Raw genomic sequence first — 11405 nt, 5'->3', positions numbered from 1 at the left:
GAGAACAGCCAGATGCCCACGAAGCCGATGGTCATGGAGAACAGGGCCGGCGAGGTGTAGGGGAACCAGGCCGAGCCTTTGGGGTTGCCCAGCGTGGCTTCCCACACCGAGGGCGACACGATGGTCAGCGCCACCGACGAGATCAGGCCCAGGAAGCCACCGATCACGGCGCCCTTGGTCGTGCAGTCTTTCCACAGCACGCTCATGAACAGCACCGGGAAGTTCGCCGAGGCGGCGATGGCGAAGGCCAGCGACACCATGAAGGCGATGTTCTGCTTCTCGAAGGCAATGCCCAGCACCACGGCCACGATGCCCAGGCAGATCGTGGTGATCTTCGACACGCGCAGTTCGGATGCGCTGTCGGCCTTGCCCTTCTTGATCACCGTGGCGTAGATGTCGTGCGACACGGCCGAGGCACCGGACAGCGTCAGGCCCGCCACCACCGCGAGGATGGTCGCGAAGGCCACGGCCGAGATGAAGCCCAGGAACACGTTGCCGCCGACGGCGTTGGCCAGGTGCACCGCCGCCATGTTGTTGCCACCCAGCAGGGCGCCCTTGGCGTCCAGGAACTGCGGGTTGGTCAGCACGAAGGTGATGGCACCGAAACCGATGATGAACGTCAGCAGGTAGAAGTAGCCGATCCAGCCGGTGGCCCACATCACCGACTTGCGTGCTTCCTTGGCGCTGGGCACGGTGAAGAAGCGCATCAGGATGTGGGGCAGGCCGGCGGTACCGAACATCAGCGCCATGCCGAAGCTGATGGCAGAGATGGGGTCCTTCACGAAGTTGCCCGGGCCCATGATCGAGAAGCCGATCTTCTCGGGGTCCATGGCGGCAGCCGTGGCCAGTTCCTTGGCGGCTTTGGCGGCAGCTTCTGGCGTCGTTGCCGTGGCGCTCGCCGCTTCAGCCGCGGCCAGTGCCGCGGTCTTGGCGGGGCCGGCGAGGGCGGCCTTGATTTCAACGGCTTTGGCGAACATCGCTTCGGGGCTGAAGCCGAAGTGCCACAACACCATGAAGGCCATGAAGGAGGCGCCACCCAGCAACAGACAGGCCTTGATGATCTGCACCCAGGTGGTGGCGGTCATGCCACCGAACAGCACATAGACCATCATCAGCGCGCCCACGATGATCACGGCGATGTAGTACTCGAGACCGAAGAGCAGTTTGATCAACTGACCGGCACCGACCATCTGGGCGATCAGGTAGAACGCGACCACCACCAGCGTGCCGGAGGCCGCGAAGATGCGGACCGGTGTCTGGTTGAAGCGGAACGCGGCCACGTCGGCGAAGGTGAACTTGCCCAGGTTGCGCAGCCGCTCGGCCATCAGGAAGGTGATCACCGGCCAGCCGACCAGGAAGCCGATGGAGTAGATCAGGCCGTCAAAGCCGCTGGCCATCACGGCCGCAGAGATGCCGAGGAACGACGCGGCCGACATGTAGTCGCCCGCGATCGCCAGGCCGTTCTGGAAGCCGGTGATGCCACCGCCTGCGGTGTAGAAGTCGGAAGCGCTCTTGGTCTTGGCCGCCGCCCACTTGGTGATGAACAGCGTGCCCACCACAAAGAGGGCAAACATCGTGATGGCCGTCCAGTTGGTGGCCTGCTTTTCAGCCTGCCCGAGGTCGGCGCCCGCCGACCAGGCCGCAAACGAGACGCCGAACAGCGCGAGCAGCGTCAGGACGCGGCGTGTGTGGTTGTTCAAGAGATTCATTTCAACACCGCCTTGGCCACCGCACTGGAGAGTTCGTCGAACTCGGTGTTCGCTCGCTTGACATAGATGGCCGTGATCACGATGGTGAACACGATGACGCCGAAGCCGATGGGAATGCCCATGGTCATCACGCCGGTGCCGATTTTTTGTGAGAGGAACTCTTTGTTGAAAGCCACGAGCATGATGAAGCCGTAGTACACGACCATCATTGCCAGCGTCAGCCACCAGCCAAAGCTGGATCGCTTGGCCTTGAGCTCCTGGTATTTCGGATTGCTCGCAATCCGTTGAACCAGATCATTTTCCATACCGTCTCCTTCTGTGGGTTTGAACAGAAGGCAGAGTAGGACTCACCACTTACGGTGCACTTACCCAAACGCGCACGCGCTCGCTTGCGGAGGGGGGACTTTCCCTAGGGCGTGATCGTGCGTTTTGTCAGACGTGTGTAATGTCTGAATGCATCGGGCCCGCCCCGAATGACCGCTCAGTACGCCAGCCGTTCCGGCCGGATCTCCTGCAGGATGGTGGTGGCGATTTCTTCGATCGACTTGGTGGTGGTGGACAGCCAGCGAATGCCTTCGCGACGCATCATTGCTTCGGCCTCGTTCACCTCCGCGCGGCAGTTCTCCAGGCTCGCGTAGCGCGAGTTGGGGCGGCGTTCGTTGCGGATCTCGCTCAGGCGTTCCGGTGCGATCGTGAGGCCGAAGATCTTCTTGCGGTGCGGTACCAGGGCCGGCGGCAGCTTGCGGCGGTCAAAGTCTTCCGGGATCAGCGGGTAGTTCGACGCCTTCAGGCCGTGTTGCATGGCGAGGTAGAGCGAGGTGGGGGTCTTGCCGCTGCGGCTCACGCCGACGAGGATCACGTCCGAGCCTGCCAGATCGCGGTGGCTCTGGCCGTCGTCGTGCATGAGCGAAAAGTTGATCGCCTCGATGCGGTCGTTGTATTCCTTGCTTTTGGACGCGTCCGAAAAGCGCCCGACACGGTGGTTGGACTTGATGCCCAGCTCGTCTTCCAGCGGCTCCACGAACGTGCCGAACATGTCGAGCATCATGCCGGTGCAGTGCGCCTTCACCACGGCCAGCACCTCCATGTTGACCACGGTGGCGAAGACCAGCGGGCGCCTGCCCTCGACCTCGGCCGTGTGGTTGATCTGGCGAACCGCCTGGTGGGCCTTGTCCACACTGTCCAGAAACGGCAGGCGCACCCGCCGCACCTCGGTCTCGAACTGCGCCAGGATGGCGTTGCCAAAGGTCTCGGCGGTGATGCCGGTGCCGTCGGAGATGAAGAAAACGGTGCGGTTGGGCATGGTGGACGGGCGCGAAGGTTTTGAAGAAATTTCAGGGAAGCCGTCAGCTGAATTCAGGCTTCGGGCCTCTGCCAGCGTGCCTTGCGCGGATCGGCCCCCTACAATCATGTACTCGGTTGGTAACCATTATCCCGGTTCCCCGTCGCCCAGATTGTTGCCCCTTGCCCGGTGCACGACCCACAACAGAACCACAGGTCACCCGCTGGCGCATGGCATTCCCGGTTTTTTAACCTTAGGAGTCTTCCCATGTCCAACCTGTTTGGCGCGACCGATCTGGTCGTCCCCTTCGAAAAACTGCGAATGAGCGACGTCGAAGCCGTCGGCGGCAAGAACGCCAGCCTCGGCGAGATGATTTCGCAACTGCCCAGCGGCGTGAAGGTGCCCACCGGCTTCGCCACCACGGCGCACGCCTTCCGCGAATTTCTCCAGTACGACGGCCTGACCGAGCGCATCAACGCCCGCCTCGATGCGCTGGACACCGAAGACGTGCGCGCCTTGGCCGAGGCCGGTGCCGAGATCCGCGCCATGGTGGAAAACCAGCCGTTCCCGGCCGACCTCGAAAAAGCCATCCGCGAGGCGTTCGTCACGCTGGTGGGTGACAACGACAAAGCCACCTTCGCCGTGCGCAGCTCGGCCACCGCCGAAGACCTGCCCGATGCCTCGTTCGCCGGCCAGCAGGAAACCTTCCTGAACGTGCACGGCATCGAAGAGGTGCTGCACAAGATGAAGGAGGTGTTCGCCTCCCTGTACAACGACCGCGCCATCAGCTACCGCGTGCACAAGGGCTTTGCCCACGCCGACGTGGCCCTGTCCGCCGGCGTGCAGCGCATGGTGCGCTCCGACACCGGCGCGGCCGGTGTGATGTTCACCATCGACACCGAGTCGGGTTTTGAGGATGTGGTCTTCATCACCTCCAGCTACGGTCTGGGCGAGACGGTGGTGCAGGGCGCCGTGAACCCCGACGAGTTTTACGTGCACAAGCCCATGCTGAAAGCCGGCAAGCGCGCGCTGATCCGCCGCAACCTCGGCTCCAAGCTGATCCAGATGACGTTCACCACGGCCGAAGAGAAAGCCGGCGACAGCGCGCTCAAGGGCAAGCTGGTGAAGACGGTGGACGTGCCGGTCGAACAGCGCAACCGCTACAGCCTGACCGACGCCGACGTCGAGCAGCTGGCGCACTACGCGCTGGTGATCGAGCAGCACTATGGTCGCCCGATGGACATCGAGTGGGGCAAGGACGGCACCGACGGCCAGCTGTACATCCTGCAGGCCCGGCCTGAAACCGTGAAGAGTCAGTCGGCCGGCAAGACCGAGGTGCGCTACAAGCTCAAGGGCAAGGGCGCCGTGCTGGCCTCGGGCCGCGCCATCGGTCAGAAGGTCGGCACCGGCCCGGTGCGCCTGGTGCACAACATCAGCGAGATGGACAAGGTGCAGCCCGGCGACGTGCTGGTGACCGACATGACCGACCCGAACTGGGAGCCGGTGATGAAGCGCGCCAGCGCCATCGTGACCAACCGCGGGGGCCGCACCTGCCACGCGGCCATCATCGCTCGCGAGCTGGGCATCCCGGCCGTGGTGGGTTGCGGCAACGCCACCGATACGCTCAAGGACGGCACGCTGGTCACGGTGAGCTGCGCCGAGGGCGACACCGGCCACATCTACGACGGCCTGCTGGAAACCGAGATCACCGAGGTACAGCGCGGCGCGATGCCCGAGGTGGACGTGAAGATCATGATGAACGTGGGCAACCCCCAGCTGGCGTTCGACTTCGCGCAGATCCCCAACGGCGGCGTCGGCCTGGCCCGCCTGGAATTCATCATCAACAACAACATCGGCGTGCACCCCAAGGCGATCCTGGACTACCCCGCGATCGACGCCGACCTGAAGAAGGCCGTGGAGTCGGTGGCCCGTGGCCACGCCTCGCCGCGCGCTTTCTACGTGGACAAGGTGGCCGAAGGTGTGGCCACCATCGCAGCGGCCTTCTGGCCCAAGCCGGTGATCGTTCGCCTGTCGGACTTCAAGTCCAACGAGTACCGCAAGCTGGTCGGCGGCAGCCGCTACGAGCCCGATGAAGAGAACCCCATGCTGGGCTTCCGCGGTGCGGCGCGCTACATCAGCGAAGAGTTCCGCGAAGCCTTTGCGATGGAGTGCGAAGCCTTGAAGCGCGTGCGCGAAGACATGGGCCTGACCAACGTGCAGGTGATGGTGCCCTTCGTGCGCACGCTGGGTCAGGCGCAACGCGTGACCGAACTGCTGGCCGAAAAAGGCCTGAAGCGCGGCGAGAACGAACTCAAGGTCATCATGATGTGCGAGATCCCGAGCAACGCGGTGCTGGCGAACGAGTTCCTCCAGTACTTCGACGGCTTCTCCATCGGCTCCAACGACCTGACCCAGCTCACCCTGGGCCTGGACCGTGATTCGGGCCTGGAGCTGCTGGCCAAGGACTTCGACGAGCGCGACCCGGCCGTGAAGGCGCTGCTGAAAATGGCGATTGGCGCCTGCAAGGCTCAGGGCAAGTACGTCGGCATCTGTGGCCAGGGCCCCAGCGACCACCCGGACTTCGCCCAGTGGCTGCGCGACGAGGGCATCAGCTCGATCTCGCTGAATCCTGATTCGGTGGCAGACACCTGGCAGCTGCTGGCTTCCACCGCGAAGTAAGCGTTCAGGGCTCTTCTCATCAAGGCGGCCGGGCGACAGCCCTGCCGCTTTTTTTGTGCGCGACGGCGTAAGGCCGTGGTCAGTGCCTGGCGCACAATCGGTTGCAAAGGCGCCCCCACGAGGGCGCCACCGAATGAGGAGACGCCCATGTTCCAAGGTCTGGACGCCCAACGCCTGGTGGCCCTGTTTGTGGCCGGCCTGTTGTTGTTCAACTTTCCGCTGCTGGCGCTCTGGGACCACGACGCCCGGGTGCTCGGCGTGCCGCTGTTTCCCGCCGCCTTGTTCCTGATCTGGGCGCTGCTGATCGCGGCGCTGGCCTGGGTCGTTGAGCGCTCGCCTGAAACGGCCGCGCCCGACAGCGCGGACTGACACCCCGCCATGTTGTCGGCCCCGTTGGTCATCGGCGTTTCGTTTGCCTACCTGCTGCTGCTGTTTGCGGTGGCCTACTGGGGTGACCGGCGGGCCGCGCAGGGGCGCTCGGTCATTGGCAATGCCTGGGTCTATGCGCTGTCGATGGCGGTGTATTGCACGGCCTGGACCTACTTCGGCAGCGTGGGGCGCGCCGCGAACACGGGGGTGTGGTTCCTGCCGATCTACCTCGGGCCGATGCTGGCCATGGTGCTGGCCTGGATGGTGGTTCGCAAGATGATCCGCATCGCCAAGACCTACCGCATCACCTCGATCGCCGACTTCATCGCCAGCCGCTACGGCAAGAGCCCGACCCTCGCGGGCCTGGTGACGCTGATCACCGTGGTGGGCATCGTTCCCTACATCGCGCTGCAGCTCAAGGCCATCGCCAGCGGCTACGCGGTGCTGACCTCGCCGCTGGGCCAGGCCGTGGCCCAGCCCGCCCAGTGGTGGAGCGACAGCACGCTCTACCTGGCGCTGGCGCTGGCGGGGTTCACCATGGTCTTTGGCGCGCGGCACCTGGACAGCACCGAGCGCCACGAGGGGATGGTCGCCGCCATCGCCTTTGAATCCATGGTCAAGCTGCTGGCGTTTCTGGCCGTCGGCGTGTTTGTTGTCTTTGGCTTGTTTGACGGCCCAGGGGACCTGTTTGACCAGGCGCAGGCCGTTGAGGCCGTGAACCGGCTGCTGCGCTTCGGGCAGGGCCAACCCTTCGCCTACGCGCAATGGGCGGGCCTGACCTTGCTGGCCATGTTGTCGGTCATCTTCCTGCCCCGGCAGTTCCAGGTGATGGTGGTGGAGAACGTGGACGAGCGGCACCTCCGGCGCGCGGTCTGGGTGTTTCCGCTGTACCTGCTGCTGATCAACCTCTTCGTGTTGCCCATCGCCGTGGGCGGGCTGCTGCATTTCGGCGTGGGGCGCATGGACCCCGAGACCTTCGTGCTGTCGCTGCCACTGTCCCAGGGGCAGCAGGGGCTGGCGCTGCTGGCCTTCGTGGGCGGGCTGTCGGCCGCGACCGGCATGGTGATCGTCGAAGCGATCGCGGTCTCGACCATGGTCTGCAACGACCTGGTCATGCCGCTCTTGCTGCGCAGCCAACGGCTGGGCGCGCGGGCGAGCGGTGACCTCACCGGGGTGCTGCTGCTCATCCGCCGGTTGGCGATCCTGTTCATCCTGCTGCTGGGCTACCTGTATTTCCACTTGGCGGGAGAGGCTTACGCCCTGGTGAGCATCGGTCTCATCAGCTTCGCGGCGGTGGCACAGTTCGCGCCGGCCATGCTGGGTGGCATGTATTGGAAAGGCGGCACGCGGCGCGGCGCGTTGGCCGGCCTGCTGCTGGGTTTCGGCTTCTGGGCCTACACGCTGATGCTGCCGTCGCTCGCCAAGTCGGGCTGGCTGGCCGACGGCTTTCTCCAGCACGGCCTCTTCGGCTGGGTCTGGCTCAAGCCCGAGGCCTTTTTGGGCCTGTCGGGGTTGGACAACCTGACGCACTCGCTGTTCTGGAGCCTGCTGGTCAACATCGGGGCGTATGTGGGCGTTTCGCTCTGGCGCGTGCCGTCGGCGGCCGAGACCAGCCAGGCGCTGTTGTTCGTGGACGTGTTCCACCGCACGGCGGGCGCGCGGCCGGTGTTCTGGCGGGGGCGGGCCCAGGTGCCCGAGCTGCAGTCGCTGGTGGGGCGCTTTCTGGGGGTGGGGCGCGCGCAGCAGCTGTTTGCGGGGTACGCCCAGACGCTGGGGGTGGCGGGTATCGCGCACATCCCGGCCGACGCGCGCCTGGTGCAGTTCGTCGAGACCCAGCTCGCGGGCGCCATCGGCAGCGCCTCGGCGCGCGTGATGGTGGCGTCGGTGGCTGAGGAAGAGGCCCTGGATCTGGACGATGTGATGCGCATCCTGGACGAGGCCTCCCAGTTGCGCGCTTACTCGCACGCGCTGGAGGACAAGTCGCGTTCGCTGGAGCGCGCCACGGCCGAGCTGCGCGAGGCCAACCAGCAGCTGCAGAGCCTGGACCGGCTCAAGGACGATTTCATGTCCTCGGTGACCCACGAACTGCGCACGCCCTTGACTTCGATCAGGGCGCTGTCCGAGCTGATGCGTGACGATGACGGCATGGACCTGCCGCAGCGGCAGCAGTTTCTGGGCATCATCGTGGCCGAGGCCGAGCGCCTGAGCCGCCTGGTGAACCAGGTGCTGGACATGGCCAAGATCGAGGCCGGGCAGGCCGAGTGGAACGAAGAGGCGGTGGACCTGCGCGAGGTGCTGGAGCAGGCCGCACGGAGCATGGGCGAGATGTACCGGGAGCGGGGTGTGGCGCTGGTGCTGGACCTGCCACCGAGCGTGGAGCCGGTGGGTGCCGACGCGGACCGCATCACCCAGGTGGTGCTCAACCTGCTGTCCAACGCCCTGAAGTACGCGCCGCGCGAAGGCGGTCGGGTGCTGGTGCGCCTGCGCAATGTGGGCCCGTCGGTCGAGGTCGAGGTTGAGGACAACGGGCCGGGCGTTCCCGAGGACCAGCAGGCCATGGTGTTCGAGAAGTTCCGGCAGGTGGCCGGCGACGCGCACTACCGGCCGGGCGGTACCGGCCTGGGCCTGCCGATCAGCCGCCAGATCGTGGCGCATTTCGGCGGGCGCATGTGGTTGCGGTCCGAGCCGGGGCAGGGTGCCTGCTTCGGTTTTTCGTTGCCGCACCGCGCGCCGGGCACACCGGCACAAGATGACAAAAAAAGGAGCACAGAGACATGAGCACCAAGATCCTGATCGCAGACGACGAGCCCAACATCCTGATCTCGCTGGAGTTCCTGATGAAGCGCGAGGGCTATGAGGTGGTGCTGGCGCGCGACGGCCAGGAGGCCGTGGACGCCATCCTGCGCGAGCGCCCGTCGCTGGTGCTGCTGGACGTGATGATGCCGATCAAGACCGGCTTTGACGTGTGTCACGAGGTGCGTTCCAACGAGCTGGTGCGGGACACGCTGATCGTCATGCTCACCGCCAAGGGGCGTGACACCGACGTGGCCAAGGGCCTGGCGCTGGGCGCCAACGCCTACATGACCAAACCCTTCTCCACCAGGGAGCTGGTGCAGAAGGTGCGCGAACTGCTGGACGCCTGACCATGGCCGGACAGAAGACCACCGATCGCCGGCTCTGGTGGCTGCTGGGGGCGGCGGCCCTGCTGTCGCTGGTCTGGCTGGTGCTCACCATCGGTTTGCTGGGCGCCACCCTGGAGGCCGATGCGCGCCAGACCGTGTGGGGCCTGCTGGGCGATCGCCTGACGCTGATCGCGCTGACCTGGGCCGCGGGCATGGCCGCCATCGCCTACGGGCTCAAGCGCTGGTTCGATCACTGGATCACGCCCTCGGTGCAGCTCGCCGAGGAGGCGCAGGTGCTGCTGCGGACCGACGTGGTGCGCGAGCTGCCGCTCAAAGGCAACGTCGAGACCCGGGTGCTGGCCGGGCTGTTCAACCAGCTGGTGGCGCAGCGCGAGGCCTTGCGCACCGAGATGGACGCCAGGGTGCAGGTCGCGGCGCAGGACATTGAACAGGAAAAGAGCCGGCTGGCCGCGCTCATGTCCGAACTCACGCAGAGCGTGGTGGTGTGCAACCTGGACGGGCGCATCATCCTGTACAACCAGCGCGCCCGCATGCAGTTCCGTGCACTGTCCCAGGCGCCGGGCGTGGCCGGTGGGGCCGAACTGATGGGGCTGGGGCGCTCGATCTACAGCGTGTTCGACCGCAAGCTGGTGACGCACGCGCTGGAGAACATCCAGCAACGCATGCTGCGCGGTGCCGGCCAGCCGTCGGCGCAGTTCGTCACCACCACGCCGGCGGGCCAGTTGCTGCGGGTGCAGATGGCGCCGGTGCGGCCCCCGCCGGTGGCCGGTGCCGACGAGCCTTCGCTCGACTTGACCGGCTTTGTGCTCATGCTCGACAACATCACGCGCGATTTCGAGGCCGAGTCCGCCAAAGACCAGGTGCTGCACACGCTGACCGAGCGCAGCCGCGCGGCGCTGGCCAACATGCAGGCGGCGTTGGACATACTCGACTACCCCGATCTCGACGCCCCCATGCGCGAGCGCTTTCTGGGCGTGATCCGGGACGAGACCACCGCCCTGAGCCGTCGCATCGGCGCGCTCGAAGCGGGTTCGACCGACAGCCTGAAAACGCGCTGGCCGCTGGAAGACATGCTGGGCACCGACCTCGTGACCGCGGCGCAGAAGCGGATCGAAACCGTCACCACGTTGCCGGCCTCTGCCGCGGAGCTGGACGGGGCGCTCTGGCTCAAGGTCGAGAGCTTTTCGCTGCTGCAGGCCCTGGTGTCTCTCACGGGTCGCCTGGCCGACGAGTTCGAGGTGCGCTTTGTCCAGTTGCGTTTGCAGCCGGCCGTGGGCAGCCCGGGCAAGGCCTGGCTGGACCTGATCTGGAGCGGCCAGGCGATGAGCACGGAAACGGTGATGAGCTGGGAAATGGACCCGATGAAGGTGGGCAGCGAGACCGTGCGCCTGACCGTTCGCGACGTGGTCGAGCGCCACAACGGGGCCTTCTGGTTCGAGCGCGAGCGCCAGCGCCACCAAGCCTTTTTTCGCTTCCTGCTGCCGCTGGCCAACCCGCAGGAGCCGGTGGACGCCGCTCCGCTGTCGAAGAACGACAGCCGGCCCGAGTACTACGATTTCGACCTGTTCAAGACCACCGAACAAACGCGCACGCTGGACGACCGCCCGCTGACCGATCTGGTCTACACCGTGTTCGACACCGAGACGACCGGGCTGAACCCGGGGCAGGGCGACGAGATCATCCAGATCGGCGCGGCGCGCATCGTCAACCACAAGCTGCTGCGGCAGGAGTGTTTCGAGCAGCTGGTGAATCCGCAGCGCCTGATTCCCGCCGCGTCGATACCGATCCACGGCATCCGGCCCGACATGGTGATGGGGCAGCCCACCATCGACCAGGTGCTGCCCGCCTTTCATGCGTTCGCGCAGGACACGGTGCTGGTGGCGCACAACGCGGCGTTCGACATGCGCTTCCTGCAAATCAAGGAGTCGCAGGCGGGGGTGGTGTTTGACCACCCGGTGCTCGACACCTTGCTGCTGTCGGCCGTGATCCACCCCAACCAGGACTCGCACCGGCTGGAGGCCATCGCCGAGCGCTTCAACGTGACCATCGTCGGCCGCCACACGGCCCTGGGCGACGCCATGGTCACGGCCGAGGTGTTCCTGAAGCTGATCCCGCTGCTGGCCGAAAAAGGCATCCACACCCTGGGCCAGGCGCGCGAAGCGGCGAAAAAAACGTACTACGCCCGAATACGGTATTGACCTCCCGCGCCGCGCCCTCATGGCG

General features: G+C 65.7%; 8 protein-coding genes. 5 read left to right on the top strand and 3 right to left on the bottom strand.

Annotation, left to right across the window (positions count from 1 at the left end):
* From IV088_RS26220 to IV088_RS26210, 3 genes are all read right to left on the bottom strand, one after another.
* The coding region (locus tag IV088_RS26220; protein ID WP_291108109.1) for a cation acetate symporter at window positions 1-1709 on the bottom strand (1709 nt) is incomplete at its 3' end.
* Window positions 1706-2014, bottom strand: a complete 309-nt coding sequence (locus IV088_RS26215) for a DUF485 domain-containing protein (protein WP_291108106.1) — start codon at window positions 2012-2014, stop codon at window positions 1706-1708. The genes IV088_RS26220 and IV088_RS26215, both read right to left, overlap by 4 nt.
* A 176-nt stretch (window positions 2015-2190) precedes the next feature.
* Window positions 2191-3012 carry a pyruvate, water dikinase regulatory protein gene (locus tag IV088_RS26210; protein ID WP_291108103.1) on the bottom strand — a complete coding sequence of 274 codons (822 nt, stop codon included), beginning with the start codon at window positions 3010-3012 and terminating at the stop codon, window positions 2191-2193.
* A 246-nt stretch (window positions 3013-3258) separates the two neighbouring features.
* Here IV088_RS26210 and ppsA point away from each other — a divergent pair, with 246 nt between their 5' ends.
* From ppsA to IV088_RS26185, 5 genes are all read left to right on the top strand, one after another.
* Window positions 3259-5670, top strand: coding sequence for a phosphoenolpyruvate synthase (ppsA, locus tag IV088_RS26205; RefSeq protein WP_291108100.1), 2412 nt, complete (start codon window positions 3259-3261; stop codon window positions 5668-5670).
* Between the two features lie 147 nt (window positions 5671-5817).
* Complete coding sequence (locus tag IV088_RS26200) at window positions 5818-6039, top strand: hypothetical protein (RefSeq protein WP_291108098.1); 222 nt, start codon at window positions 5818-5820, stop codon at window positions 6037-6039.
* A gap of 9 nt (window positions 6040-6048) precedes the next feature.
* Window positions 6049-8817, top strand: a complete 2769-nt coding sequence (locus tag IV088_RS26195; protein ID WP_291108095.1) for a sensor histidine kinase — start codon at window positions 6049-6051, stop codon at window positions 8815-8817.
* A complete protein-coding gene (locus tag IV088_RS26190; RefSeq protein WP_291108092.1) occupies window positions 8814-9182 on the top strand; it encodes a response regulator in 369 nt (122 codons plus the stop codon). The genes IV088_RS26195 and IV088_RS26190 overlap by 4 nt, the downstream gene beginning before the upstream one ends.
* 2 nt (window positions 9183-9184) lie before the next feature.
* Window positions 9185-11380 carry an exonuclease domain-containing protein gene (locus tag IV088_RS26185; RefSeq protein ID WP_291108089.1) on the top strand — a complete coding sequence of 732 codons (2196 nt, stop codon included), beginning with the start codon at window positions 9185-9187 and terminating at the stop codon, window positions 11378-11380.
* The last annotated feature ends 25 nt before the right edge of the window (window positions 11381-11405 follow it).

Source organism: Hydrogenophaga sp. (assembly GCF_018780075.1).
GTDB lineage: Bacteria > Pseudomonadota > Gammaproteobacteria > Burkholderiales > Burkholderiaceae_C > Hydrogenophaga.
The sequence above is the reverse complement of the archived record's forward strand: the minus strand, read 5'-3'. Positions and strand labels throughout refer to the sequence as shown.

Coding starts and splice junctions, on each gene's coding strand:
- IV088_RS26215 (WP_291108106.1), bottom strand. CDS start 2,014: ATGGAAAATGATCTGGTTCAACGGATTGCGAGCAATCCGAAATACCAG.
- IV088_RS26210 (WP_291108103.1), bottom strand. CDS start 3,012: ATGCCCAACCGCACCGTTTTCTTCATCTCCGACGGCACCGGCATCACC.
- ppsA (WP_291108100.1), top strand. CDS start 3,259: ATGTCCAACCTGTTTGGCGCGACCGATCTGGTCGTCCCCTTCGAAAAA.
- IV088_RS26200 (WP_291108098.1), top strand. CDS start 5,818: ATGTTCCAAGGTCTGGACGCCCAACGCCTGGTGGCCCTGTTTGTGGCC.
- IV088_RS26195 (WP_291108095.1), top strand. CDS start 6,049: ATGTTGTCGGCCCCGTTGGTCATCGGCGTTTCGTTTGCCTACCTGCTG.
- IV088_RS26190 (WP_291108092.1), top strand. CDS start 8,814: ATGAGCACCAAGATCCTGATCGCAGACGACGAGCCCAACATCCTGATC.
- IV088_RS26185 (WP_291108089.1), top strand. CDS start 9,185: ATGGCCGGACAGAAGACCACCGATCGCCGGCTCTGGTGGCTGCTGGGG.